The organism is Streptomyces cynarae, from assembly GCF_025642135.1.
GTDB classification, from domain to species: domain Bacteria; phylum Actinomycetota; class Actinomycetes; order Streptomycetales; family Streptomycetaceae; genus Streptomyces; species Streptomyces cynarae.
The window spans coordinates 4,740,757-4,766,836 of the sequence record NZ_CP106793.1 but is presented as its reverse complement, the minus strand read 5'-3'; the positions used below and the strand labels follow the sequence as shown (position 1 = coordinate 4,766,836).

The 26,080-nt window shown below is 69.8% G+C and carries 25 protein-coding genes; 12 read left to right on the top strand and 13 right to left on the bottom strand.

Going from position 1 to position 26,080, the window contains the following annotated elements; genetic code table 11:
- Positions 1–1,149 precede the first annotated feature (1,149 nt).
- Complete coding sequence (locus N8I84_RS21860; RefSeq protein ID WP_263231078.1) at positions 1,150–1,419, bottom strand: hypothetical protein; 270 nt, start codon at positions 1,417–1,419, stop codon at positions 1,150–1,152.
- On the bottom strand, positions 1,416–2,213 hold the full coding sequence (locus tag N8I84_RS21855; protein WP_263231077.1) for a hypothetical protein: 798 nt from the start codon (positions 2,211–2,213) through the stop codon (positions 1,416–1,418). The genes N8I84_RS21860 and N8I84_RS21855 overlap by 4 nt, the downstream gene beginning before the upstream one ends.
- 263 nt (positions 2,214–2,476) lie before the next feature.
- On the opposite strand from N8I84_RS21855, the gene N8I84_RS21850 reads away from it, so the two are divergent.
- Positions 2,477–3,670, top strand: a complete 1,194-nt coding sequence (locus N8I84_RS21850; RefSeq protein ID WP_263231076.1) for a pyridoxal phosphate-dependent aminotransferase — start codon at positions 2,477–2,479, stop codon at positions 3,668–3,670.
- Positions 3,671–3,724: 54 nt separating this feature from the next.
- Here the strand turns inward: N8I84_RS21850 and N8I84_RS21845 are convergent, their stop codons facing one another.
- From N8I84_RS21845 to N8I84_RS21825, 5 genes are all read right to left on the bottom strand, one after another.
- Complete coding sequence (locus tag N8I84_RS21845) at positions 3,725–4,621, bottom strand: LysR family transcriptional regulator (RefSeq protein WP_263231075.1); 897 nt, start codon at positions 4,619–4,621, stop codon at positions 3,725–3,727.
- A gap of 199 nt (positions 4,622–4,820) precedes the next feature.
- The gene (locus tag N8I84_RS21840) at positions 4,821–5,486 is read right to left on the bottom strand and encodes a type 1 glutamine amidotransferase domain-containing protein (protein ID WP_263231074.1); all 666 of its coding nucleotides are present in this window, start codon (positions 5,484–5,486) and stop codon (positions 4,821–4,823) included.
- A 60-nt stretch (positions 5,487–5,546) separates the two neighbouring features.
- Complete coding sequence (locus N8I84_RS21835) at positions 5,547–6,278, bottom strand: HAD family hydrolase (protein ID WP_263231073.1); 732 nt, start codon at positions 6,276–6,278, stop codon at positions 5,547–5,549.
- Between the two features lie 85 nt (positions 6,279–6,363).
- On the bottom strand, positions 6,364–6,909 hold the full coding sequence (locus tag N8I84_RS21830) for a DJ-1/PfpI family protein (RefSeq protein ID WP_200422250.1): 546 nt from the start codon (positions 6,907–6,909) through the stop codon (positions 6,364–6,366).
- 83 nt (positions 6,910–6,992) lie between these two features.
- Positions 6,993–7,721, bottom strand: a complete 729-nt coding sequence (locus tag N8I84_RS21825) for a cupin domain-containing protein (RefSeq protein ID WP_263231071.1) — start codon at positions 7,719–7,721, stop codon at positions 6,993–6,995.
- 296 nt (positions 7,722–8,017) lie between these two features.
- Here N8I84_RS21825 and N8I84_RS21820 point away from each other — a divergent pair, with 296 nt between their 5' ends.
- The 7 genes from N8I84_RS21820 (at position 8,018) to N8I84_RS21790 (ending at position 14,867) form a co-directional block, all read left to right on the top strand.
- Complete coding sequence (locus N8I84_RS21820; RefSeq protein WP_263231070.1) at positions 8,018–8,818, top strand: DJ-1/PfpI family protein; 801 nt, start codon at positions 8,018–8,020, stop codon at positions 8,816–8,818.
- 25 nt (positions 8,819–8,843) lie between these two features.
- Entirely contained in the window at positions 8,844–9,977 is a 1,134-nt protein-coding gene (locus tag N8I84_RS21815) for a ferritin-like protein (protein WP_263231069.1), read from the top strand.
- Positions 9,978–10,037: 60 nt separating this feature from the next.
- The gene (locus tag N8I84_RS21810) at positions 10,038–11,405 is read left to right on the top strand and encodes an MFS transporter (protein ID WP_263231068.1); all 1,368 of its coding nucleotides are present in this window, start codon (positions 10,038–10,040) and stop codon (positions 11,403–11,405) included.
- Positions 11,406–11,463: 58 nt separating this feature from the next.
- Positions 11,464–12,246 (top strand): antibiotic biosynthesis monooxygenase, encoded by a 783-nt coding sequence (locus N8I84_RS21805; protein ID WP_263231067.1) that lies wholly within the window; start codon positions 11,464–11,466, stop codon positions 12,244–12,246.
- A gap of 10 nt (positions 12,247–12,256) precedes the next feature.
- The gene (locus N8I84_RS21800; protein ID WP_263231066.1) at positions 12,257–12,715 is read left to right on the top strand and encodes a VOC family protein; all 459 of its coding nucleotides are present in this window, start codon (positions 12,257–12,259) and stop codon (positions 12,713–12,715) included.
- On the top strand, positions 12,712–13,419 hold the full coding sequence (locus N8I84_RS21795; RefSeq protein ID WP_263231065.1) for an SDR family oxidoreductase: 708 nt from the start codon (positions 12,712–12,714) through the stop codon (positions 13,417–13,419). The genes N8I84_RS21800 and N8I84_RS21795 overlap by 4 nt, the downstream gene beginning before the upstream one ends.
- A gap of 245 nt (positions 13,420–13,664) precedes the next feature.
- Positions 13,665–14,867 carry a mannosyltransferase family protein gene (locus N8I84_RS21790; protein ID WP_390898931.1) on the top strand — a complete coding sequence of 401 codons (1,203 nt, stop codon included), beginning with the start codon at positions 13,665–13,667 and terminating at the stop codon, positions 14,865–14,867.
- A 23-nt stretch (positions 14,868–14,890) separates the two neighbouring features.
- Here N8I84_RS21790 and N8I84_RS21785 read toward each other — a convergent pair whose 3' ends face one another.
- Positions 14,891–15,415: a YbjN domain-containing protein gene (locus N8I84_RS21785; RefSeq protein WP_103837862.1), complete on the bottom strand. Its 525-nt coding sequence runs from the start codon at positions 15,413–15,415 to the stop codon at positions 14,891–14,893.
- Between the two features lie 83 nt (positions 15,416–15,498).
- On the opposite strand from N8I84_RS21785, the gene N8I84_RS21780 reads away from it, so the two are divergent.
- Positions 15,499–16,017 carry a hypothetical protein gene (locus N8I84_RS21780; protein ID WP_263231064.1) on the top strand — a complete coding sequence of 173 codons (519 nt, stop codon included), beginning with the start codon at positions 15,499–15,501 and terminating at the stop codon, positions 16,015–16,017.
- Positions 16,018–16,036: 19 nt separating this feature from the next.
- Here N8I84_RS21780 and clpB read toward each other — a convergent pair whose 3' ends face one another.
- Entirely contained in the window at positions 16,037–18,634 is a 2,598-nt protein-coding gene (gene clpB / locus N8I84_RS21775) for an ATP-dependent chaperone ClpB (RefSeq protein ID WP_263231063.1), read from the bottom strand.
- Positions 18,635–18,767: 133 nt separating this feature from the next.
- On the opposite strand from clpB, the gene N8I84_RS21770 reads away from it, so the two are divergent.
- Entirely contained in the window at positions 18,768–19,181 is a 414-nt protein-coding gene (locus N8I84_RS21770; protein WP_263231061.1) for a pyridoxamine 5'-phosphate oxidase family protein, read from the top strand.
- A 160-nt stretch (positions 19,182–19,341) separates the two neighbouring features.
- On the opposite strand, the gene N8I84_RS21765 is transcribed toward N8I84_RS21770, so the two are convergent.
- Together N8I84_RS21765 and N8I84_RS21760 are read right to left on the bottom strand one after the other, a co-directional pair.
- Entirely contained in the window at positions 19,342–19,677 is a 336-nt protein-coding gene (locus N8I84_RS21765) for a Rieske (2Fe-2S) protein (protein ID WP_263231060.1), read from the bottom strand.
- Entirely contained in the window at positions 19,674–19,832 is a 159-nt protein-coding gene (locus N8I84_RS21760; protein WP_200422237.1) for a hypothetical protein, read from the bottom strand. Before N8I84_RS21760 ends, N8I84_RS21765 begins: the two co-directional genes overlap by 4 nt.
- A gap of 155 nt (positions 19,833–19,987) precedes the next feature.
- Here N8I84_RS21760 and N8I84_RS21755 point away from each other — a divergent pair, with 155 nt between their 5' ends.
- Positions 19,988–20,998: a helix-turn-helix transcriptional regulator gene (locus tag N8I84_RS21755; RefSeq protein ID WP_263231059.1), complete on the top strand. Its 1,011-nt coding sequence runs from the start codon at positions 19,988–19,990 to the stop codon at positions 20,996–20,998.
- A gap of 12 nt (positions 20,999–21,010) precedes the next feature.
- On the opposite strand, the gene N8I84_RS21750 is transcribed toward N8I84_RS21755, so the two are convergent.
- Both N8I84_RS21750 and N8I84_RS21745 read right to left on the bottom strand, forming a co-directional pair.
- On the bottom strand, positions 21,011–22,048 hold the full coding sequence (locus N8I84_RS21750; RefSeq protein ID WP_263231057.1) for a helix-turn-helix transcriptional regulator: 1,038 nt from the start codon (positions 22,046–22,048) through the stop codon (positions 21,011–21,013).
- 363 nt (positions 22,049–22,411) lie between these two features.
- Complete coding sequence (locus tag N8I84_RS21745; RefSeq protein WP_263231055.1) at positions 22,412–23,548, bottom strand: sugar ABC transporter substrate-binding protein; 1,137 nt, start codon at positions 23,546–23,548, stop codon at positions 22,412–22,414.
- Positions 23,549–23,966: 418 nt separating this feature from the next.
- Between N8I84_RS21745 and N8I84_RS21740 the strand changes: the two genes are divergently transcribed.
- Positions 23,967–26,000: a PA14 domain-containing protein gene (locus N8I84_RS21740; RefSeq protein ID WP_263231053.1), complete on the top strand. Its 2,034-nt coding sequence runs from the start codon at positions 23,967–23,969 to the stop codon at positions 25,998–26,000.
- The last annotated feature ends 80 nt before the right edge of the window (positions 26,001–26,080 follow it).

Genomic DNA, 26,080 nt, shown 5'->3' with positions numbered 1-26,080 from the left:
GCGCACGTCTCACGCACAGCGCCGTCAACACGCGCCCTCGCGCCCCCTCGGGAGAGGGAATCGTCTGTCCCGTGCTGACCTGTGGCGCATGGACCGGGTGACCGCCGGGATTCCTCCCGGCGGTCACCCGGTCCGCACGGCCGGATGCGTCCGGAGCTCGACTGCCCCGTGTCAGTTGCCTCCGCCGCATCCGCCCCCGCCGCACGAGGACCCGCACGACGACCCGCACGACGAGTGGCCGCCGCAGGAGTGGCCCCCGCTGGAGTGGCCCCCGCCGCACGAGTGGTGCCCGCCCGAGTGGTGACCGCCGGAGTGGTGACCGTTCGACGAACCGCCGTCGGCCCCGGCCACCCACCAGCTGCCGCCCCGGTGTCCCCGCTGCCCCCGTAGCTGCCGTCGTGCCCCCGGCCCGTGCGTGCCCGCGCCCCGGAGCGGCCCCCCGACCGCACCGCCCCCTTCTTCGAACGACGCTGTGCCGACACGAGCAGCGCCACCACAACGACGCAGACGATCGCCAGAAAAATGCCGGTGACCATGGCGCCGTCCCCCTTTCGCATCCCCCGAAGCGGCCCCCCGTGGGCGCCTCTGTCTTCCTGCGTGGTCGGGGGATGCCCGCGGCGGTGACCGGCCAAAGCAGAGTTGAGCAAGTTCTGAGGGTCCCTCAGGGACGTGCTCCGAGGCGAGACTCTTCGAGTGAAAAACCGGAGCAAGGCCACCTGACTGGCGGTTCGCTGACTGTAAGGGCGATCTGAAAACCATACGTTCAGCTTTAGCGCTCACAGCGGCGGCGCCCGTGCCCAGAGGTCGTCCAGACCTGCCACAGACCATCAAGCCGGGAGGAACAGTCATGCGCCTGATCCGCTGCGGTCTCGCCGCTGCAACGGTGGCGGCTTCCGCCTCAGCCATCGGCCTGCCCCTCTCCACAGGCTGGACGCCTCGGAGTTCCGATGCCACGCAGGTCCGCGTGGTCAGCGCCTCCGGCATCGCGCCGAGCGAATCCGAATCACCCCAGCCGCCCTTCCCGAATCCGGGCCCGCAGGCATGGGCGCCCCCCTGTTACAGCTATGGAGGCCCCTACTGCGGCTGGGTGGGGACGTACTGGGGCGGCTGCGACAGGGAGTGGGGCCTGAGCTACGGAATCAAGAGTCCTTATTGGATCTGCCCCCACGACCCCCGCCCGAGCCCCTCGGACGCACCCACTTCCTCGGGCAGCCCGAGTTCCTCGAACACGCCCAGTCCCTCGGACACGTCCAGTCCCTCGGCCACGCCCAGCCCCTCGGACACCTCGGCCTCCGACGGGAGCAGCAGTTCCGCCGACGAGGACGCCGAGACCTTCGACGACCAGTAGAGCGGCGGTGCGCACCCGCAGGTGGCGTTCGAACCGCCAGGCGCTGCCGAGCTCTTCCTGCCGAGTGTCACGCGGCAGAACGACGGCGGCGAAGCCAGGCCGTGGCCAGCATTCCCAGAACGATCAGCAGACCGACGGCCGCGATCAAGATGTGCTTCGCGCTCAGAAGGTCGACGCCACAGGCAGCGGTCGCAGTGTCCCGTGGGACAGGAACGGGGGGGACGGCGCCCCCGGGGGCGAGAGTCCCCTGCCCACCCCCGCCGCTTTGACGGTGGTCCCCCTTCTGCGGCAACGGGGAGCCGGACGAGCCCCTTCCCTCGGCACCTCTACCACCATGCGGACGACCACGGTCGCCGCGGTGACCGCGCCCACCGTCGTCCTCGCCGTCCTCGCCGTCGATGCAGTGTGCGGCCGGAAAGGGAAAGGCTCGCTCATGGCGGTCGAAGGCCTTCACCACGAAGACCGGGTGGACCCTGAAGAAGCCCTTGATCGCGAACTCGTACTGGGCGGTGGTCTGGGTGGGATAGTTCACGTCCAAATACGTCGAGACGGAGAAGGTGTCCCACGGTGCCGCCGGCGACCAGGACGAGGACGCCGAGCTTCCTTGGAGGACGAGAGCCTCGGGCCCGCGTCGGCCATTCCTCAGAATCGCCCTCAGTCCCTTGTCGATGAGCACCACACGGCGCCGGCTGTAACAGTGGCGCCAGGGATTGCGGTGACCGTGGCCGCCATAGTCCCCTCGATGGAGCCGCAGGGGGCCGGACGCGTGCCGTGCGGACGTCTGCGCAGCGACGCCGGCCGGCGGAGCCACGAGGGCGATGGCCACGCCCGCCAGCGGCGCTGCGACCCAGGGACGGAATTTCATTCGATGACCTCCATGGGTTGCGGACGCAGGCGACCGCCTGCTGCGCGGCACATCGGAATCTCAGAAGAAGGTAAGAGGAATCAATTGGTCATATCGTGGACATCCTCCTGGAGCCGTCCTCCTCGTCACTCAACCGCAGCAGTCTCATGGGCCGCCTGCGCGTTCCCCGGCGGCGCGGTCGTCCGCGCACCGGTGCCGGACGTCGAATGCCCCGGTGTTCGTCCATGAGGGAAAGTTGAGGAACTGGAGAGCTTGGGCGCAGGATGGCGGCCATGACCTCCAGCGCGCGCCCCTTCCTCAACCGCCGCCTCACCGAGTTCGGGACGACGATCTTCGCCGAGATGTCGGCGCTCGCCGTGAGCACCGGGTCCATCAACCTCGGCCAGGGCTTCCCCGACACCGACGGCCCCGAGGACGTGCGCGAGGCCGCCGTACGGGCGCTGCGTGACGGGCGCGGCAACCAGTACCCGCCGGGGCCCGGCGTCCCCGAGCTGCGTGCCGCGATCGCCGTCCACCAGGAGCGGCGCTACGGGCTCGCGTACGACCCCGACACGGAGGTCCTGGTCACCGCCGGCGCGACGGAGGCGATCGCCGCGGCGCTGCTGGCGCTGCTGGAACCGGGCGACGAGGTGGTCGCCCTGGAGCCGTACTACGACTCGTACGCCGCCTGCATCGCGATGGCGGGCGGCCGGCGCGTACCGGTCACGCTGCGCCCGTCCGAGGGCGGCTTCCGGCTGGACCTGGACGAGCTGCGCGACGCCGTCACCGACCGGACCCGGCTGCTGCTGATCAACACCCCGCACAACCCGACCGGGACCGTGCTCACCCGCGAGGAACTGCGGACGATCGCCGAGCTGGCCGTCGAGCGCGATCTGCTGGTGGTCACCGACGAGGTGTACGAGCACCTGGTGTTCGACGAGGCGGAGCACGTACCGCTGGCGACCTTCCCCGGGATGCGCGAGCGGACGGTGACCATCGGATCGGCCGGGAAGACGTTCTCGTTCACGGGGTGGAAGGTCGGCTGGGTGACGGCGGCGCCGGGGCTGGTCGCGGCGGTGCGGTCGGCCAAGCAGTTCCTGACCTACGTGGCGTCCGGGCCGTTCCAGTACGCGGTGGCCGAGGCGCTGGCCCTGCCGGACTCGTACTTCGACGCCTTCCGCGCGGACATGCTGGCCAAGCGGGACCTGCTTTCGGCGGGGCTGACGGACGCCGGCTTCCGGGTCTTCCGGCCCGCGGGCACCTACTTCGTCACCACCGACATCCGCCCCCTCGGCGAGAGCGACGGCTTCGCCTTCTGCCGCGCCCTGCCCGAGCGGGCGGGTGTCGTCGCCATCCCGAACGCGGTCTTCTACGACCACCAGGAGGCGGGGGCACCCTACGTCCGGTTCGCGTTCTGCAAACGCACCGAGGTGCTGGCGGACGCGACGGAACGTCTCCGCAAGGCGTTCACGCGCTGACCACTGTCGAGACAGGGCCCTCCCTTCACCTGCCCTTGCAGCTCCCACTGCCCCTCACGTCCACCCCCGGGCATCGCGAACCAGGTGCTCGTGGAGTCGCGCCAGCCGAGGTTCGGAGAGGGTGCCGGAGCGCGTGGCCAGGTAGAGGGTGTTGATGGGCGGGATCTCCGGTTCCATCAGGGGAACCAGCGCCCCGGAGGCCAGTTCCGCGGCGCACAGATATGTCGGCAGGACCGAGATGCCCGCCGACGACGTGACAGCCGCGATCACGGCGCGCAGGTCGGGGACCACCACCGCCGGCGGACTCGGTGGCGGGGCATCGAAGACCGTGCGCCAGTAGCGGCGGATGATCGGCAGCGTCTCCGCGTACGCGATCATCGGGAGTTTCGCCAGGACCTTCAACTTCTCGCAGTCCTCGGCGTCCGCCGGTACCCCTGCGGCGATCCGGGGCGAGGCGAGCAGGGCGAACTCCTCGTCCGTCAGAGGAGTGAAGTCCACCCCGCGGCCCTGGGGCTGGATCGTGGACACCACGATGTCCAGATGCCCGCTGCGAAGGTCCTCCAGGAGGCTCGACGCCTCGCCGAGGCTGATGCGGACGTCGAGGCCGGCGGCGATGAGCTGGCTGATGGACGCCATGACCCTGGCGGTCACCAACTCCGCCGGCCCGCCCAGGCGGATGGGACGGTTCTCCGTGGTGTCGGCGAAGTGGCGTGAAACGGCTGAGTTGATCTCGGCCATGGATGCCTCGATCTCGTAGGCCAGCGCCTTTCCCTCCGCGGTGGGTGTCGCGCCTTGCGGCGTGCGGTGGAACAGCGGCTTGCCCAGTTCGCTCTCGAGGCAGCGGATCTGCTGAGTGACCGCCGGCTGTGTGAGGCCGAGTTGCCGGGCCGCTTTGGTGAACGAGCCTGTGTGACATACGGCGATGAAGGTCTGTAGCCATCCCAGCTGCATAGTCGTACCGGCCCCCCAACCGGCGGTGGTCGGGGTGTTCCGCGCTATGCGACCGCCCCGAGCATCGGTTCGAACGATACCGGTCCGCATCGCGGGGGTCTTCAAGTCGCTTTCAAGCCCTTGTAAAGTTACAAAATCGTATCAGCGGGGCGGCGAGAATCCGCCCCGCTGATAGTGAACCCGTTTCTTTTTCAACTGGTCAGTTGGCGCTCTGAAGAATTGCCAGTTCGGCGACCTTGGCGGCCGAAGCCGGGTTCTGACCCGTCACGAGACGGGTGTCGGCCACCGCGTGCTCGGTGAAGTTCGCGGCCTTGGTGAACTTCGCGCCCCGTTCGGTCAGGGCGGTCTCCAGGGCGAAGGGCACGACGTCGGACAGTCCCACGGCGGCCTCCTCCTCGTCGGTGAAGGACGAGACCTGCTTGCCGGCGACCAGATGAGAGCCGTCCGTGAGGGTGAGGTTCACCAGGGCGGCCGGACCGTGGCAGACGGCGGCGACGACCCCGCCGCGCTCGTAGACGGCCGCGGCCAGCCGCGCCAGCGCGGTCGCGTCGGGGAAGTCCCACATCGTGCCGTGGCCACCGGCGAAGTAGACGGCGTCGTAGTCGGCGGCGTCGAGTTCCGCGGCGGTGGGGGTGGCGGCGAGCGCTGCCTCGTTGTCGGCCAGGAATCGGGCCGTGACGGTGTCGTCCGGCTTGATCCCGTCGCGCGGCGGCTGCCCGCCGGCGACCGACACGAACGCGATGTCCCAGCCGGCCGCCCGGAAGACCTCGGCGGGGTGGGCGACCTCGGGGACGTAGAAGCCGGTGGTGCGGCCGGTGTCGCCGAGCCGGCCGTGCGAGGTGAGGGCGAAGAGAACCTTCGGCATGTCAATCCTCCGTCGTGAGATGTGTCCGGTGGAGCGGGGTGCGGTGGGCGAAGGCGCCGATCAGGCGGTCAGCTCCGCCAGTTCGGGCAGGTACACCCGCCGCTGCCTGCGTGCGATGGCACGCTCGACGTGCTCGGGCGTGTGGTAGCCCCACCACGCCCACAGGCTCGTGGCACCCGTGTCGCGCACCGCGAGCGCGTTGGTGATGTGGTCGTCGATGAACGTGACGGCGTCCGGCGGGAGTCCGTCGGCCGCGGCGATCCGCCGCACGACCGTGCGCTTGTCCGAGCACTCGCCGACGACCTGGGCCACGGTGACGTCCAGACCGTGGTGGGCCAGGATCTCCCACACGCTCTGCTCGTCCTTCGCCGTGACGATCGACGTGCCTCTGCCGCTGTGGCGGCGGAGCAGCCCGGCGATTCCCGGATACAGGGTGTGGAGGTCCAGCCACTCCGTACGCCGGCGCTCGCGCAGCGCGGCCCGTACCGCGGTCGCGCCCCGTACCAGGGCGTCGAGCCTGGGCCCCGGGATGCGGGCCGCGAGGGCCTCGAAGTCCTTCAGGCCACGGATCGAGTCGGCGGCGGGGTCGCGGGCCACCATGAAGTCGTCCAGCAGCCGGGCGTAGGTGCGGACCGTGCGGAAGCGGGACACGAACCCGGCGGGCATGGCCGCCGCCAGCTCGGCGATCGGCTTGGCCGCGACCGTGGCCGGGTCGTGGTCGGCGTAGTGGGTGACGACAGCGCACTCGGTGAAGGCGTCGGCGATGACGCCGTCGAAGTCGAGTATCAGCAAGGTGTCTCCTCAAGGCCTCGAGGATGCGAAGGGCGCGCGCCGTACGGGGGATGGGGGCGCGCCCCCCGCGGGTGACAACGGCCACTCAGGCCGCTGCCACCTGCTTCTTGGCGACCGTTTCGAAGACCCGCTGCATGAACCGGCCCACATAGGCGTAGTAGGAGCAGGTGATGATGTGGCCGTCGACGATCACGTCGGAGTCCACGACGTCGGCGCCGGCGTTGATCACATCGTCGCGCAGACCTATGTAGGCGCAGGCGCGACGGCCCTTGAGCACGCCGGCGGAGACCATGATCCACGGGCCGTGGCACAGGCCGGCGACGACCTTCTCGGCCGCGTCCATGGCGCGGACGAAGTCGAGGACACGGGCGTCCTGGCGCACCCGGTCAGGCGCCTCGTGGCCGCCGGTGAGGATGACCGCGTCGTAGGCCGCGGCGTCCAGCTGCTCGAAGGCGATCAGCGGCTTGGCGGTCTTGTCCATGGGCAGCGGGACGCCGTACTTGCCGACGACATCGGCGCCGTTGCGGGTGGCCACGTCCACGTGCCAGCCCTCTTCGAGAAGCCGGTAGTAGGTGTAGACCACGTCGTGGTCCTGGAATCCGGGGCCGGTGATGATGACGGCACTGGGCATGAGTGTGCTCCTTCTTCGGCGTGGTTGCTGAGTGGGCCGTTCGGTGCGGGTTCCGTCGTCCGGGCCGGGGCCGGCCCGGAGGGTCAGGCGAGCGCGAGCGAGAGGTAGTACTGGTCCAGCGCGGGACGGCGCACGTCGCCCTGTGCAGGGGCGAGGATGTCCACCTCGCCGGTGACCACTCCGGTCAGGCCGAGCGGGACGTGGAACAGGTCCCGCTCCTGGCGCCGGTAGAACACGTCCGCACCGGCCCGGATGGAGAACGCGAACTCCGAGCCCGGGGACCGGTCCCGCAGCCGCGCCTGCGGCAGATACGTCACCGGCCTCGCCGGCAGTTCGGGTGCCTCGGTGTGGTGCCGCTCGTAGGCGGTGCCCTGCCGGTCGTAGGTGTCGCGCAACCGGATCAGGTCGAACTTGTTGCGCGGTGCCTCGACCTCGACCAGCCACAGCGGGCCGGGGCCGATACTCCGGGAGGAGTGGAAGGCGCCGCCCCCGATGCGCAGGACCGATCCGCTGCCCACCGGGATCTCGCCCGTCAGCGTGTCGGTCACACCCTGCCCCGCGAGGCAGAGGAGATACGTCAGCTTGCGGGGGTGCACGTGCATCGACGTGGACTCGCCCTCGTCGATCTTCAGATTCCACACGTCGATGAAATCGTCGACGTAGATGCGGTACTCGAGCCCCCACGGCTTGGGGATGATCTCGTTGAGGTGGCCGTCCTCGTCCAGGCTCTCGTTTCCGATGCGGGAGCCTTTACGGACGACTTCGTTCAGAGCGGCGAAATCCCGTGGGCCCGGGTCTATTCTCACCGCCATATCGATCGGACTCAAATTCTGCGTCAGCTCAGACATGTCGATCCCCCAATCGAGCATTTGAGTGTGGACTCCCCGTCCGGGAAAGGACAGTAGCCGGACGGCCTGAATGGTCCAAATAGCCGGGGCGGTAGTCCCCGATAACCATCCCGGGGGCCCTCACTGAAGTAATGGCCCTCCCCGGGTTGCTTATTTGAAGCCACCCCGGTGCTGTTGGCACTGTTTCCTGGCGGGGCCGGGTTCAGGTCCGGCGGTGTCCGAGCCGGCCGGCCCCGCACACACACGAATGGGGGAGCACTGTGAGTACACCCACGTCCACACCCGCCCTCGGTACCACGGCATCCGGCGGGGCGCCGGCCCAGATCGGCTCCATCGCGGTTCTCGGCTACGAGGCATGCTCCGAGCAGGACACCATCACACCGCTGGAGATCTTCAAGGGCGTCGCGCTGGTCACCAGCGGACAGATCGCGCCGTGGGAGCGGGAGGCCGCCAACCGCGAGCTCGACGTGCGCCTGGTCTCCCTGGAGCCCGGCGTCGTCAAGATGCAGATGGGCACGAACGTCGTCGCCGACTCGGTACTGAACGACGACGACCTGTTCGACATCCTGTACATCCCGGGCGGTGTCGGCTCCGGCGCGCTGCTGACCAACGACCGTGTGCACAAGCTCATCCGGCGCCACCACGAAGCGGGCAAGGTCATCGCCGCCAACTGCTCGGGCGTCGGCGTCATCGCCCGCTCCGGAATCGTCAACGACGAGCCGTTGACCTGTGTGGCCGCGGTGGCCCGCGGACTGCGCGGCGAGGGCTTCAACGTGCCCCTCGGCCGCCGGATGTGGATCGCCAACACCGCGTCGCGCATATGGACGTTCACCGGCTCCTACGGCGTGAACGGCGGTGCGGTCGCCATGGTGGCGCACTACTTCGGCCGGGAGGTCGGCACCATCGTCTCGATGATGTTCGACACCATCGGCGGCATCGGGGACGCGATCTTCGAGGAGACCGGGCCGGAGTTCTACCAGCACCCCGAGCTGGAGGAGTCCTTCCAGAACTTCTTCCAGCCGATGCTCTTCCCGCCGCTCGACGAGTCCGCCGAAGCCTGAGCGCCGACGCACCCGGGAGCCTCACATGCCCACACCGGTCGACCTCAGAGACCTCAGCTGGATCCGCGGCGCCCTGCAGACGGCGATCGCGCTGGAGCACTCCACCATGCCGCTGTACTGCGCCGCGATGTACTCGCTCGAGGTGCAGAACTACCCCTCGTACAACACCATCCGCAGCGTCCTGATGGAGGAGATGGTCCACATGGCCATCGCCGCCAACATGGTCGCCGCACTCGGCGGAAGCCCCGCGATCAAGGGCCTCAAACCGACCTATCCCGGCAGCGGCGGCCTGCCCGGCGCAGTCGCCCCCGACCTGAGGCCGCGGCTGGCGAAACTGTCCGGCGCCGCGCTGGAGTCGTTCATGCGACTGGAAGCACCGCTGTTCGTCCTCAACACCCGGCAGCGCGGCGCCTCCTATCCCACGATCGGCGCTTTCTACGACGCCATCCGAAACGCGATCAAGCGCAACGCGGCGGCCGTCGAGCGGTCCGTACGCCTGGGCGGGCCGGCCAACCAGGTCGGCGGAAACCTCGGCTACCTCACGTTCGACAGGGACGACCCGGACCCTGTCGCCTCGTTCCTGCACGCGCTGGACATCATCACCGAGCAGGGCGAAGGCGGCGGCGAGGGCACCGTGGAGACGGCCGCCGAGACCTTCCAGAAGGAGGGCTCCCACTACGCCCGGTTCGCCGAGCTGCGCTACGGCCGGCGCTACCAGCCCCTCGACGCGGTGCCCTTCTCCCGGGAGACGGAGCGCGAGTTCTTCACCGGCGAGGAGATCGTCTGGCCGGTGGTCATCAACACCCTCGCCGTTCCCGCGGACGGCTACGAGGCGGTGCTGGCCCTCGATCCGCGCGGGCCCGAGGTGCGCAAGGAACTCGAATCGTTCGACGACGCCTACACGCAGATGATGCTCGCGCTGGACACCACCTGGAACGGCCCGGTGGAGACCTGGTGGCCCTCGCTCGGGGCCGCGGTCACCCAGATGGACCAGATGCGGGTGCGCTCCTGCTTCACGATCATGCGCAACGAAATTCCTCCGGAGGTCGTCGCACGCCTGGAGGAGCTGTACCCCAGGGAATTCCGGTCCCTCGAGCGTTACACCGACCTGGCCCGGCCGGTCTTCTACGGGCCTCGATTCCTCAACAACGCGGCCTGACCGCGAAAGACGCGCGTCGCCCCATCAGCCGTCCGTAACCCCTCCGAACAGGAATTCCTCATGACATTCGCCAGCGACAGGGTGACCGCGCCCTCCCGCCAGGCAACGCCGTCGCGGCGGGGCCTGTTCGCGGGGGTCGCCGCGGGCAATTTCCTCGTCCTTCTCGACACCTCCATCCTCAACGTCGCGCTGCCCGACGTCCGCTCCGATCTCCATGCGAGCCGGGCGGCCCTGCCCTGGGCCGTCGACGCCTACACGATCGTCTTCGCCGGCCTGCTCCTCGCCTCCGGCGCGGTGGCCGACCGGTTCGGTGCCCGCAGCGTCTACCGGGGCGCCGTGCTGGCCTTCGGCGCCCTGTCCCTCCTCTGTGCGACCTCGCCCGACGCCGCGTTCCTGATAGGCGGGCGGGCGCTGCTGGGCGTCGCCGCCGCCGGAATGGTCCCTGCGTCACTGGCACTGCTCGCCGGGCTGTACCCGGACCCGGCGGAGCGGGCCAAGGCCATCGGCACCTGGGCGGCGGTCACCTCCACCGGTCTCATCGCGGGCCCCGTCCTCGGCGGCGCGCTCGTCGAACTGGGCGGCTGGCGGCTGGTGTTCCTGGTGAACCCGGTCATCGTGGCCGTCACGCTGCTCATGTCCCGCGGACTGCCCAGCGGGCGCCCGGACTCCGTCCGCAAGGTGGACCGGGCCGGAATCGGGCTGTCGGTCCTGGCACTGGCCTCCCTCACGTTCGGCCTGATCGACGCCGGGACCGAGGGCTGGGGGCGTCCGCTGCCGCTGCTGGCCCTGGCACTCGCGGCCGTGACGTTCGCCGCCCTGTTCGTCGTCGAACGCAGGGCCACCGCGCCGATCCTGCCGCCGGCCCTGGTCGGACTGGCACGGGTGCGGGCGGACATCGTGGCCGGTGCCATGGCCTCGTTCATCTTCTACGGAGTGCTGTACGCGCTGACCCAGTGGATGGTCGAGGAGCGGGGCCTGTCGGCGTTCGAAACGGGTACGGCGTTCCTGCCGATGACGCTGCCGATGTGCTTCATGCCGTTGCTGACCGGCCGCCTCGTCGCCCGGATAGGGGCGCGCCGGGTGATTCTGGCCGGGCTCGCCCTGGACACAGCGGCCGGTGGAGTCCTCGCGTTCGCCTCGAACGACACGCCGCTCGCCCTGGTCATCACGGCCCAGGTCGCACTCTCCTTCGGTTCCACACTCGCCATCCCGGCGGCCACCGCGGACATGGCCATCGCCTCTCCGAAGGAGCTCGCGGCCACCGGCCAGGGAGCGTTCAACGCCGGTCGGCAGGCGGGCAGCGCGCTGGGAGTCGCCGCACTGGCACCGCTGGCCACCCTGTCCTCCTCCGGCACCGTCCTGGCCGCAGGCGGGCTGCTCGCCCTGCTGCTGGTGGCCGCGGTGCGTCCCGCGCCCGCGGCCGTCTGACCGGGCCCCCGTCCCCTACCGCTTCCCTCCTCGGACGTCTCACTGACAGGAGTAACTCGTGACGATCACCGCGACCGCACGGCAGTTGGTCAAGCCGGGCACCGAGGCCCGTCTCGACGCCCTGATGGCAGGGCTCGAACGCAACATCCGTGCCCATGAACCCGGCTGCCTCCGCTTCGACTACGTCATCTCCGAGGACCGGCCGGGAGAACGCCTCGTCATCGAGGAGTACGCCGACGAGGCCGCCCTCGAAGCGCACAAGCACACTCCGTACCTGGCGGAGTTCATTCCCCAACTCCTTCAGTGCCTGCTCGAACCGCCGATCCTGGAGACGTTCCGGCCCGCCGCGGACAAGGCGCCGCTGCCGGAGTCGTGCTTCCACGTCGGCGTCGTCGTGCCGGACCTGGCCGAGGCCGTCGAGCTGTACTCGCAGTGGTTCGGCATCGAGTTCACCGAGCCGGCCACCTTCGAGATCCCCTATCTGGAACAGGGCGGGCGGGGCGGCCCCGGCCGGATGACGGCCGCCTTCTCGCGCACCGCGTATCCGCAGTACGAACTCATCCAGGCGGACGGGGACGGTATCACCTCCCTCGAACATGCCGGGAAGGTCCTGTACTACGGGGTGTGGGAGAACGACATGGAGGGGCGGCTGAAGAAGCTGGAAGCCGCGGACATCAGCGTCGACGCCTACTTCCGGCCAGGACCCGGCGAGACGCCGTTCGCCCTGATCACCGGGCCCGACCTGCAGGGTGTACGGATCGAGTACGTGGACACGGCGGACCGGCCGGCCATGGACGAGTGGGTGAACACGGGCCGCTACCCGGGACTTTCGGGACGCTAGGGGCTGGCGGATGGCGTTGTACCACGTGGGTTTCGCCGTTTCCGACCTGCCGGCGGCGATGCGCGAGTTGCGTGCCGCCGCCGGCGTGGAATGGGCGGAACCGCGCCCGGGACGGATCGGTGACTGGGACTTTCGCATCGTCTTCAGCCGTCCCGGGCCGCCGTTCGTCGAGTTGGTCGAAGGCGGTCCCGGCAGCCCCTGGGACGCCTCGGCGGGACCGCGCTTCCATCACCTGGGGTACTGGACCGACGACATCGGCGCCGGTGTGCGGCGGCTGGAGAAGCAGGGTTTTCCGGCCGAGTTCTCCGGATGTCCCTTCGGTCGGCCCTACGCGTACCACCATCTCAAGAGCATCGGGGCGAACATCGAACTCGTCGACGCCGTCCTCCAGCCGGACTTCCTGGCTGCCTGGCAGCCGGGAGGCGAGCCGATGGACGCCCTGCACGAACGAGCACTGGAGGAACAGTGAGTGCCAGCCCCACGCCCGTCACGCTGATCACCGGAGGGTCGACCGGCATCGGCGCCGAGACCGTACGGCGGCTGCTCAAGGCCGGTCACCGGGTCACCGCAACCGGGCGCGACGCGGACAAACTGAGGGCGTTCGCCCGGACCCTCGGCGACCCGGAGGAACTGCTGCTCCTGCCCGGTGACGCCGCCGACGTGGACGCGGTCGAGGAGGCGGTGCGGGCCACGGTGCAGCGCTTCGGGCGTATCGACAACGTCATCGCCAACGCCGGTTACTCCACCCACGACTCGGTGGCGGACGGCGATCCGGAGCTGATGCGCTCGATGCTCCTCACCAACGTCCTGGGGCCGACGCTGCTGATCCGTGCGTCGCTCGAGGAGCTGAGGAAGTCCCGTGGCCGGATCGTGCTGGTCGGCTCGGTCGCCGGCCTCAGGTACGCTCCCGGGAACTTCTACTCGGTCACCAAGTGGGCTGTGCACGCCCTCGCCGAGAACACCCGCTTGCTCGTCACGGAGTCGGGTGTCGGGGTGAGCCTGATCGCCCCCGGCAAGGTCGACACGCCGTTCTGGGACACGCGCGGCGGCACTCCGCCCGGCCCGGCGCTCAGCGCGGAGAACATCGCCGACGGCATCATGTGGGTGCTCGGCCAGCCGGCCGGCGTCGACGTGAACACCGTCACGATCCGGCCGACCGGGCAGACCAACTAGGGGCCTCGCAGATCACGTCTCCCTGAAGCCGACCAGAGCGGGAGCCCGCCGGTACCGCCGCACATCGCGGTGTGGAGGCCGGTACCGGCGGGAGGCCGGCTCGCCGACGGCGGTGGTGGTGGTGCCGAGGTTGCCTCTGGTGGCTGTGTTGCGAGACCGCGCGAAATGCGTGTCAGGCGTGGGAATTCGTCGGCACGCGGACGCGCAAGGTCGCAAATCGGACATGATCGACGCATGGTTCCGGTGTGACCCACGCCAGTACCGTCCCGGCCCCCGCCGCCGAGCGCCCGGGCCACAGCGACCCCGTCCGTCCGGCCGGTGGCGGGCGGCGGCCAGCCGCAACGGCCCTCATCGCCCTCGGGCTGTTCCTCGCCGCCCGGCTGTCCGGTGTGCTCGTGCTCGCCGTCGTCGCCCGGGCGGCGGGCAAGAACCCGCTGCTCCTGCTCGGGCGCTCCTGGGACTCCGTCTGGTATCTGCGAATCGCCGCCCACGGCTACGGGTTCACCCAGCACACCAGCACCGGCGTCCACAGCGACCTGGCGTTCTTCCCGCTCTACCCGGGCATGGTCCACGCCGTCACCACGATCTCCCCGCTCGGCGGCGGCGCGGCGGGACTGCTGGTGTCGTGGACGGCGGCCGCGGCCGCCGCATGCGGCATCCACCGGATCGGGCTGCGGCTGTACGGCCCCGCGGTGGCCGTCGCCCTGGTCCTGCTGTGGGGTCTGCTGCCGCACTCCGTCGTGCTGTCGATGGCCTACACGGAACCCGTCATGGCCGCGTTCGCCGCCTGGTCGCTGTACGCGGTCCTGACCCGCCGCTGGGTGTGGGCGGGCACCCTGGCGACGCTCGCGGGCCTCGCCCGGCCCAACGGCGTCGCGGTGGCCGCGGCGGTCCTCGCGGCGGCCGGCCTGGAGGTGTGGCGGCGGCGCGGGCGCGGAGTTTCCCACAGGCTGTGGACGGGCGCGGCGCTCGCACCGCTCGGCTGGAGCGGCTACGTCGTGTGGGTGGGCCGCCGCCAGGGCGACCCGCTGGGCGGCTACTTCACCGTGCAACGGCTGTGGGGCTCGCACTTCGACTTCGGACGGGGCGCCCTGAGCTTCACCGAGCACATGCTGCTGCACGGCACCCGGCTGCTGTTCCCGATGGCGCTGGTGATCGTCGGCGTGAGCACCGTGCTGTTCGCCCTGCTGGTCGTGGACCGGGCCCCGCTGCCGCTCGTCGTCCACAGCGGCGTGCTGCTGCTGATCACGCTCGGCGGCTCCGGGTTCTTCGAGTCCAAGCCGCGTTTTCTGCTGCCGGCGTTCCCGCTGCTGATCGTGGTGGCGCGGGCGCTGGTGCGAACAGCGCGAGCCCGGCCGTGGCACGCCGCGGTGGTGGCGGGCGCGCTGGCCGGGCTCTCGTTCGTCTATGGGGCCTATCTGGTGGTGCTGGCCCGATCTCCCCTCTAGTGCCCACAGGGCACTCGCCGGGGTTACTCCCCGTCGTCCTCGGGCTTCTCCGCGTCGTCGACCTCTTCCGCGAGGCCGAGCTGCTCCACGAGCCACCGGTCGAACTCGATGGCGGCCCGCACCCAGCTCACGGTCGAGGAGACGAAGTGCTCCAGGCTCACGCCCGTTCCGATCAGCATCTGCGCCTCGCCGATGAGGCGGACGGTGCCGTCGTCGTGGGTGTGGCTGTAGACCTTGGGCCACAGCGTGCGCCGGTTCCAGTCGTCGATGGACTCCAGCAGCTGCGGCTTCTCGTCGATCTTGTGGGGCCGGTCGTAGAACGTCCGCACCGAGAAGACCTGCTGATCGCCCTCGCCGCGGAACATGAAGTACGTACGGAACTGCTCCCACGGCGCGACGAGGTCACCCTCTTCGTCGACGAGGTGCTTGAGCTCCATCTGGTCCAGGAGCTGCTTCACGAGGTCCTGATCCGGAACCACGGGGCCCGCCGGCGGCTGCGGCTCGGGCTGGCCCCCGAAATTCGGAATCGAGGACGGGTCGATGCTCACCGTGTTCTTCCCTTCGTACGGATTCCGCCATCCTCCCTCATGCGGGGAGGGGGGTGGCAACCCCGGACGGGTCGTGTCCGCCGGTGGCTGACATGATCTGGCCGGTCTTCCACCGTCGGGCGGGGGCCTACGGCCGGGGGTGCGCATTGCGCTGGATCATGTGGGGACGCCGGATCATGTGGGGCCTCTGGTGGCTGTGCACGGCGTTCGTCGTCGTGTGCCTGGTGGGGTTCGGCTGGGCCGTGTACTCGTTCACGACCGACGACGACCCGTTCCACACCATCGACCAGGTCGACTGCTCCGAGGCCGTGAAGTTCGCGGGCGCCTCGCTGCCCGACCGTATGAGCGACGAGGACTGCACCTCCTACAGCTGGCAGGACCAGGAATACGACGGCAGCTGGCGTATGCCGCGGGCCGACGTCGTGGGCTGGCTGGAGAAGTCGTATCCGCGGCAGACGCCGACGACGCGATGCCTCGAGGGAGACGACCTGTGCCTCGACGCCGACTCCGGCCTGCCGGAGGGTGTCGAGGAGGTCCGGGTGTCCGTGGTGTACGAGAGCGGGGACACCGCTCTCGTACACCTGGAGGCCTACTCTGCCTGACGCCCGGCCGGAGCCCCGGTCAGAGCGTCTTGCCCGTCGCCGGGCCCACCAGCAGGCCCTCGCCGAACCGGTCCACCCGGACGGTGTCGCCGTCCTTGACCTCGCCCGCCAGGATCTCCTTGGCGAGGCGGTCGCCGATGGCCGTCTGGACCAGGCGGCGCAGCGGGCGGGCGCCGTAGGCCGGGTCCAGGCCCTCCTCCGCGAGCCAGGCCAGGGCCTCGGGGGTGATCTCCAGGGCCAGGCGCCGCTCGTGCAGCCGCTTGGCCAGGCGCTCGATCTGGAGCTGAGCGATCCGCTCCAGCTCGGGCTTGGTCAGCGCCGAGAAGACCACCAGGTCGTCGAGCCGGTTGAGGAACTCCGGCTTGAAGGAGGACCTGACCACCTCGAGGACCTGCTCCTTCTTCTCCGCCTCGCTGGTGAGCGGGTCGACCAGGAACTGGCTGCCCAGGTTCGAGGTCAGCACCAGGATGGTGTTGCGGAAGTCGACCGTCCGTCCCTGACCGTCGGTCAGCCGGCCGTCGTCGAGCACCTGGAGCAGGATGTCGAAGACCTCGGGGTGCGCCTTCTCCACCTCGTCGAGCAGGATGACGCTGTACGGGCGGCGGCGCACCGCCTCCGTCAGCTGGCCGCCCTCCTCGTAGCCGACGTACCCGGGCGGAGCGCCGACCAGCCGGGCGACGCTGTGCTTCTCGCTGTACTCCGACATGTCGATGCGGACCATGGCCCGCTCGTCGTCGAAGAGGAAGTCCGCGAGCGCCTTGGCCAGTTCCGTCTTGCCGACGCCCGTCGGGCCCAGGAAGAGGAACGAGCCGGTGGGCCGGTCGGGGTCCGAGATGCCCGCGCGGCTGCGGCGTACGGCGTCGGAGACGGCCCGCACGGCCTCGCTCTGGCCGATGAGCCGCTTGCCGATCTCCTCCTCCATGCGCAGCAGCTTCTGCGTCTCGCCCTCCAGGAGGCGCCCGGCGGGGATGCCGGTCCAGGATGCGACGACGTCCGCGATGTCGTCGGAGCCGACCTCCTCCTTGACCATGGTGTTCTTCGTGGCCTCCTCCTCGGCCTGTGAGGCGGCCTCCAGTTCCTTCTCCACGGCCGGGATCTCGCCGTACAGCAGCTTGGACGCGGTGTCGAAGTCGCCGTCGCGCTGGGCGCGCTCGGCCTGGCCGCGCAGGTCGTCGAGCCTCTCCTTCAGCTCACCGACGCGGTTGAGGGACTGCTTCTCCTTCTCCCAGCGGGCGGTCAGGCCCCGCAGCTCCTCCTCCTTGTCGGCGAGGTCGCGGCGCAGCTTCTCCAGGCGCTCGCGGGAGGCCGCGTCGGTCTCCTTGTCGAGGGCCAGCTCCTCCATGCGCAGCCGGTCCACGGCACGCTGGAGTTCGTCGATCTCGACCGGGGACGAGTCGATCTCCATGCGCAGCCGGGAGGCCGCCTCGTCGACCAGGTCGATCGCCTTGTCGGGCAGGAAGCGGGAGGTGATGTAGCGGTCGGACAGCGCGGCGGCGGCCACCAGGGCGCTGTCCGCGATCTGCACCTTGTGGTGGGCCTCGTAGCGGCCCTTGAGGCCGCGGAGGATCGCGATGGTGTCCTCGACGGTCGGCTCGCCCACGAACACCTGCTGGAAGCGGCGCTCCAGCGCGGCGTCCTTCTCGATGCGCTCACGGTACTCGTCGAGCGTGGTCGCGCCGATCATGCGCAGCTCGCCGCGGGCCAGCATCGGCTTCAGCATGTTGCCGGCGTCCATCGAGGAGTCGCCGCCGGCGCCCGCGCCCACGACGGTGTGCAGCTCGTCGATGAAGGTGATGATCTGGCCGTCGCTCTCCTTGATCTCGGAGAGCACGGCCTTCAGCCGCTCCTCGAACTCACCGCGGTACTTCGCGCCCGCGACCATGGCGCCCAGGTCGAGGGCGACGAGGCGCTTGTTGCGCAGCGACTCGGGCACGTCGCCCTTCACGATCCGCTGGGCGAGTCCCTCGACGACGGCGGTCTTGCCGACGCCGGGCTCACCGATGAGGACGGGGTTGTTCTTCGTACGGCGGGACAGCACCTGCACCACGCGGCGGATCTCCTGGTCCCGGCCGATGACCGGGTCCAGCTTGCCGTCGCGTGCGGCGGCGGTGAAGTCGGTGCCGAACTTCTCGAGGGCCTTGTACTGGCCCTCCGGGTCGGGGGTCGTCACCCGGCGTCCTCCCCTGGTCTTCTGGAACGCGTCCAGCAGCTTCTTGGCGTCAGCTCCCTGCCGGGACAGGACGTCTCCGGCGGCGCCGCCCTTCGCGGCGATGCCGATGAGCAGGTGCTCGGTGGACAGGTAGTCGTCGCCGAGGTCCTTGGCGCGCTTGTCCGCGTCCGCGATCACGGCGAGCATGTCGCGGCTGGGCTGGGGCGGCGCGACGGTCGACCCGGCCACGCGGGGCAGTCCGGCGAGCAGGCGCTCGGCACCGGAGCGCACGGAGGCCTGGTCGGCGTCCACGGCGACGAGCAGGTCGATGATGTTCTCGTTGTCCTGCCCCTCGAGCAGCGCGAGGAGCAGGTGGGCGGGGGTGAGGTCCGGGTGGCCCTCCGACACGGCCCGTTGGGTGGCCGCGTTGATCGCGTCCCGGCTCCTGTTGGTCAGCTCGGCGTCCACGTGTCCGTTCTCCTCCTGCGGGTCAGCCGCGCTCAGCTGTTGCCTTCCAATGTGACTACGTCAACGTACACAAAGTTGAGTCTATTCCACTCAAGGCCGCGCGCGGGAGAGGGAACGGCTAGGTTCCGGTTCCATGGCCACGTACTCCCAAGACCCTGGCGCACCCGATGCCGAGTACCTCAGGTTCTGGCAAGAAAGACACCTGTGCACGCTGACGACCCTGCGCCCGGACGGCAGCCCGCACGTCGTCCCGGTCGGAGTGACGTACGACCCCGAGGCACGGCTGGCCCGGGTGATCACGAACAAGGCGAGCGCGAAGGTGGGACATGTGACGGCGGCGGGGCCCGAGGGAGCGCCGGTCGCGGTCTGCCAGGTGGACGGGCGGCGATGGGCCACCCTGGAGGGGCGCGCGCACGTCTGGGCCGACCCCGGGCGGGTCGCGGAGGCCGAGCGGCGCTATGCCGAGCGCTACGGCAGGGTGTCGGCGCCGAACCCCTCACGCGTGGTGATCGAGATCGCGCTCTCCCGGGCGCTGGGACGCGGCTGACCGCCGGGCCCGCCGAAGCGACTGATTTCGGCCACCGTCGGATCCGGGCGATGTCCGGAGATGTCCGCCGAAAACTGCAGCGGCGTCACCGTGTTCAGGTCACGGTGACGCCGCTGCGGGGGGAAGCACCTGAGCGATTTGTTACGACGGGGGAATCGCGTCAGGCACTGCGGGGGGTGGCTGAGATGGTCCTCACTTCCGGGCTGTCCGTCTCGGACAGTCGGTGGTCACGCTGGTCCAGGTTCACAAAGATCATTCCGTACCGGATGGCACACCGAACGGGCTGCGGCGCACCCCGGGGCCGCCGCAGCAGCCGGTAGGCCCGCACGTCCTCGTCCTCGTCACGGGTGACGACGACGGGCTCCCCGAACACGGTCACCATCAACGAGTCACCGCTGTGGGGGATGGCGGTGGCCAGGTCGATGAAGTGCCAGCCCGAGCGGTAGGCGGTGGCCATTTCCCGACGGAAGGACCGGTCGTCGGGCGGGGTGGTCATGAGGTCGTCTCCGGCGCGGCGAGAGGCGCGCTCGCCCCCCAACCCGTGTCCGCCGGCGTCGCGACGATCCCCGTCGGCTCACTGGCACCCCAGCCGGTGTCCAGCTTGGCGACGCCGACCGCCTGCGCCGTCCCCGCCCCGGCACCGAAGACCACGGCCGCAGAGAAGGCAACGGCAAGCGCCGATCGAAGCATTCTCTTGTACATAGTCGGCTTCGTCCTCACTCAACGAGTTTCCTTCCCCCGTGCCACCAAGACGATGGCTCATTCAGGCACGTCAATGCCACAGGGTCGATGCATCATGTTCCTGCATGTTCAGGACCCTGGGGGGTGGAGATTTGCCTAATAGCTATCCGAAAGGGACACATCCACACGCGATAACCGATCTCTGTGAGGAGGGGACACAGCTTTATGCAAGCGCGTTGAGCACCGGGCGTATCGCCCGGGCGGAGATCAAGGACGCCCCCTGCCTCCTCGAGTTCGCGTTGCTGCACCCGGATCCTGACGACGAGAACTGGTTGCGGCCGGTTCCGCCCTCCGTCGCGCTCGCCCAACGGCTGCATCCGCTGGAGCGGGAGATCCTCGATCGTCGGCGGATGTCCATCGAACTGACCGAATCCTTCGAGCCGTTCATGGCGCTCAGCGCCCTGGCCCCCGCCCCCACCCATGCCATCACCGTGCTCGAGGGCTCCGACCGGATCAACGCGGCGCTCAACCTCGCCACGGCCGAATGCCGTCACGAGGTCCTGACGGTCCAGCCGGGCGGGGGACGCAGCGAGCACATCCTGAGGCAGGCCCTCGAGCGGGACCGGCCCCTGATGGAGCGCGGCGTGAGCATGCGCACGCTCTACCAGCACACCGTGCGCCACAGCCTGGGAACCATGGCGTACGTGGACGTCATGTCACGCGGCAAGGTCGAGATCCGCACCCTGGAGGAACTCATAGGGCGGCTCATCATCTGCGACGAGACGGTCGCCTTCGTCCCGGCGCACGACGACCAGCAAGTGGCCCTGGAACTCCGTCATCCCGGCCTCGTCAAGTATCTGATCAAGGTCTTCGAGCACCTCTGGCGCCGCGCCACCCCCCTGCGCGAGGAAGTGCCCTACGAACCCGCACGAGACGGCATCACCGGCGTCCAGCGCTCCATCGCCAAGCTCCTGGTGGAGGGTCACGTCGACGAGGCCATCGCCCGCCGGCTGGGGATGAACGTCCGCACCTGCCGGGCCCATATCGCCAAGCTGGCCCAGGCCCTGGGCAGCGGCAGCCGCGCCCAACTCGGCTACCTCATCGCCCGGTCCGGCATCCTGGAGGAGGAGCACTGAGGCGCGGGGGTCCTACAGCCCGGTGGGGGATTCCGGAGCGCCCGGAGCGGTGACGGGCAGCAACTCGGGCGCGTGCGGCGGACCGTCCAGGCCCGCCTGGGCGATCCTCACCCCGAGCTGCGTACGGCTCGCCGCGCCCAGGGTCTCGGACAGCCGGGCGATGTGCGCGCGACAGGTGCGGACGCTGATGCCCAGCCGTTCGGCGACCACCGCGTCCTGGTGGCCCTCGGCGAGCAGCGCCGCGATGGACCGCTCCCGGTGGGTGATGCCGTCGATGCCCGTCTCGGGCAGCGGCGAGGTGAGCGGGATCGCCAGACGCCATAGGCGTTCGAACACGGTCACCAGGTACTCGATGATGGCCGGATGGCGCAGCTCCAGCGCGATCGTGCGGTCCGCGTTCGCGGGGATGAAGGCGACGGTGCGGTCGAAGACGATCAGCCGCTCGGGCACCTCGTCCAGGGTGCGCGCCTCGGCCGCGTCGCCCATCAGCTCCATGTAGGTGTGCAGGCCCTGGCCGTGCCGGGCGACATGCGTGTACAGGTCGCGCATGCGGACCCCCCGGCGGCGCATCTCCAGCGCCCGCGGCAGGCCCTCGGCCAGTTCGTCCTCGCGGCGGATACCGCCCGGCTGCACGGTCAGCACCTCGGTCGTGCACTGTTCCGTGGCCTCGTCCATGGCGGCGCGGATCCGCGTCAGCCCGTCCAGCACGCGGATCGCCACGCCCTCCTGGGAGCCCTGCTCACGGCCGCCCAGCCCGGCGTACCACTCGACGGCGGCCACCGCCGTGCCGACCCGCGCCCGACTCGCGGAGACCTCCTCGTGCACACCGCGCAGCAGCCGGGTCATGACCTCCTGCGGGGCGGTGGGCACCAGCCAGTCCATGTCGTCGGGGTCGGGGTGCAGCAGCGCCAGCTCCAGCAGGCACGGCACCTTCGCGGCGTCGGCACGGGGCACCCGGCCGCGACGCACGGCCCGGGAGTACACGCGGGTCCCGGCCTCGCAGAGCCGGTCAGCGCCGTGCGGATGCGCGTCCGTCCCGTGCCCGGCCATCTTCCACCCCTGGCTTACGACTCCTGGCTCCCGCGTCCCGCGCGACGCGGCCCGCCGGCGACTCCCTCACGCACCCGGACGCGCGCCGTCCGCACCGCGCCCCGCACGCCTTCGCAGCGCAACTATGCGCGGACCCGCCCGCCACCGCAACACGGCTCCCCCGCCACAACGCCCGCCCTTGACCGGGAACATGCTGGTTTCACCCCACCTCCGGAACTTCCGCTGCACCAAGCTGACGGGGCCGTTCACGGAACTCCTCGATCCGCAATGGCCGCGACCCGTGCCCCTTCAGGGGCACGGGTCGCAGAAGGCACGGCCGGGGTCCGGGCCGACACGCCGGCCGCCCGGTACCCCGAAGGCGCGCTAGCGCAGGCGGATCGCGGAGCAGTCCGCCTTGTACTTCGCGGTGCAGATGTCCTTGACGGTGTAGATGCCGTCCTGGATCACCGTGTCCTCGATGTTGTCCCTCGTGAGGGCGACCACCGGCACGAGCATCGACGGGATGTTCTTCTCCGTCGGGCTGTCGACATGGTCACGGGTCAGCGCGTCGAACTCGATCGAGCGGCCCTGGACCTTGGCCACGGCCATCTCCGCGGCGTTGTTCGCCTCGTCCGGGTACGACTTGTACACGCTCATGTACTGCTCACCGGAGACGATCCGCTGCACCGCGTCCAGCGCCGCGTCCTGCCCGGTCACCGGCGGGAGCTTGCTGACGCCCGCCTCCTTCAGCGCGTCGATGACGGCGCCGGCCATGCCATCGTTCGCGGAGTAGACCGCGGCGATGTTGCTCAGCCCGACGGCCCGGATCGCCTCGGCCATGTTCGCCTTGGCGTTCTCCGGCTTCCAGTCCTTGGTGTCGAAGGACTTGACGATGTTGACCTTGCCCTGGAGCTCGCTGAGCGCGCCCTCCTTGAACTGCGCCGCGTTCGGGTCGGTGGGCGAGCCGTTCATCATGACGATCTTGCTGCTCGAGGCCTTGGCGCCGAGTGCGTCCATGAGGGCGCGGCCCTGCACCTGGCCGACCAGTTCGTTGTCGAAGGAGATGTACGCGTCGATGGGGCCCTGTGCGAGCCGGTCGTAGGCGATGACCGGGATGCCGGCGTCCTTGGCCTTCTGCACGCCCGGCGCGATGGCCTTGGCGTCGACCGCGTCCACCAGCAGCACGTCCACCTTGTCGGCGATCATCTGGTCGAGCTGCTTGTTCTGCGTGGCCGCGTCGGCGTCGGCGTTCGCGTAGACGACCTTGCCCTTGTTGTCGGTGAGGGAGGCGACCTGCTTCTCGATGATGGGGTAGTCGAACTTGTCGTACCGCGGGTTCTCCTTCTCGGGCAGAAGGAGACCGACCGTGATGTCGTTGCCCTTCTTCGGGGTGGCGGAGCTGCTGCTGCCGCCGACTCCGTCGATGACGCCGCACGCGGCGAGCGAGACGGCCGACGCCGAGGCGGCCAGGGCTATGGCGGTACGACGCACAGCGGTCCTACGGGTGGTACGAACGTTCACATCAGGTGCCTTCCGGGCGAGGGAGCAGCGTTGCGACCCAGGTGGCTGAAAGCCAACGCGGGGACGGTGGGCAGCGTCAAGAACTACGGGTTAACGAGATGGCAACAGGATCACTGTGCGAGTCAAGTGAAAACCAAGAGAGCGTTGTGTGGGGGCCGCTTCCGCGCCTCGGCCTGACATCGACTCACCCCGTCACCTGGAGCGATCGACGACTGACACATGGTCAACTTCTCGGCGGCGCCCGTCACTTCGGCCGGATCCCGGAAAACGTGATCCGCATCACGTGCTGCCAGGCGGGTCACTCCGCCCCCGATCCCGAAGAGTCAGCGAAAAGTAAAGTTCCTGTACAACCTCTCCCTCACCTCACGGGTCGTGATCACAAACGCCTCACCGCGTCCCGATCCGATCAGAGGACCGAATGAACCAAGCCAGACGACGCACGACCGCCGCCGCGGCCACCGCCGTCGTGCTCGCCACCGCGGGCGGCCTGCTCACCACCGTCATCACCCCCGCCTCCGCCGCGACCACCTGCACCTCACCGGTGTTCAAGCGGCAGTTCTTCGCGAACACCGGCTTCTCGGGCACCCCGAAGAAGACCGACTGCGACAGCACGGTCAACGAGAACTGGGGCACGGGCGCCCCCGCTTCGGGGCTGCCCAGGGACAACTTCTCCGTCCGCTGGACCCTGACCCGCGACTTCGGCTCCGGCGGCCCCTTCGCCTTCACGGTCAGCACCCAGGACGGCATCCGCGTCTACCTCGACGGCACCCGCAAGGTGGACGTCTGGAAGAACGTCTCGACCACCCAGAGGAAGACCGTCAACGTCACCATCCTGTCCGGCAAGCACACCCTGCGGGTTGACTACGTGAACTGGACCGGGACGGCGAACGTCTCGTTCTCCTACACGCCCCGCACCTCGGCCACCGTCGACAAGGTCAGGCCCCTCGCCCCGACCGGCGCGACCTGGAAGTCCCAGACCGGCACCGGCAACAGCACCACCGCGGTCCTGTCCTGGGCCGCGAACAAGGAGATGGACCTCGCCGGTTACCGCGTCTACCGGCAGGCGGCGGGCACCGGCACCTGGGCCAGGGTCGGCACGACCACCGGCCGCACCTTCTCCAACACCCCGCCGCAGACCGGCCAGTCGTACCTCTACCAGGTCCGCGCCTACGACAAGGCGGGCAACGAGTCGGTCGGCTCCGCCGCCCTGGGGCCGCTCACCACTCCGGACTTCGTCGCGCCGGCCGCACCGGTCCTGACCGTCACGAGCACCGCGGACGCCAACGACCTGTCCTGGACGGCCCCCGCGGACGCGGTCTCCTTCCAGGTCTTCCGCAAGAAGACCTCGGACCCCGACACCGAGTGGAAGGAGTACCCCGAGACCACCGGCACCAGCTGGTCGGACACCTCGGCGGTGTACGGCATCTCGTACGACTACAAGGTCCTCGCCCACGACGCTGCCTGGAACCACACCTTCTCCGCCGTCGTCAGCGGCCGGCCGACCATCACCCCGCCACAGAACGTCACGGCCACCACACCGTCGTACGGCGCGGTCATCAGCTGGACGGAACCCTCAGGCGACGACACCACCGGCTACACGGTCCTGCGTTCGCCGGCCCCCGCGGACGGCACCCGGACGTGGACGACCGCCGACTGCCGCAGCCGTACGACGACCACCGACGAGTCCGGCGCCACGGTCCACAGCTGCACCGACTACGACGGCGACCGGGGCGTCACCTACGCGTACGCGGTGCGCCGCAAGGACTCCTACGACCGCTGGTCCGTCGCCTCCCCCGAGGTCCTCGTCACCCGACCCGGCGACGAGATCGCCCCGCCGGCCGTGACCGGCCTGACCGCCGAGCCCCTGGAGTACGGGATCCGGCTCGACTGGGACCCGAGCCCGGCGGCGGACCTGGCCAAGTACTTGGTCTACGAGCAGCCGACGCGCTGGGCGACGCCCCAGCTCGTCGGCTCCGTCGACGGCACCAGGTCGGACGCGCTGCTGCGGACGCCCGCGGACGGCGAGCAGAAGCGGTACGTGGTCGTCGCCGTCGACGTCTACGACAACGCCGCGACCTTCGAGAGCGAGGACTGGACCTCGCCGGTCGCCACGGTCGAGGTCACCGAACGGGACCTCAGCCCTTCGACGGTCCCCGAGAACACTGCCTGCGACCTGGACGTCATCGCCCTCGCGTCGGGCGACGTCCAGGTCGACCCGTTCTGCTCCGGCTCGCGCTTCACCGAGACGGACGGCTACCACGTCTACCGCTGGGACCCCAGGACCGGCAGCTGGGTCCGCCTGACCGAGACCCCCGTGACGACGTCCTACTGGATCGACACCGCCGCCCCCGCCGGAACCACGGTCTACTACCTGGTCTCCTTCACCGAGGCGGACGGCACGGAGGCGTTCTCCAACGCGGACGACGCGGTCACCCTGCCGAGCGCCCCATGAGGACCACGCGGTGAGGACACCGTGAGCCGAACGACGAGGAAGGGCCCGGAGCAGGTCTCCGGGCCCTTCCTCGTGGGTGT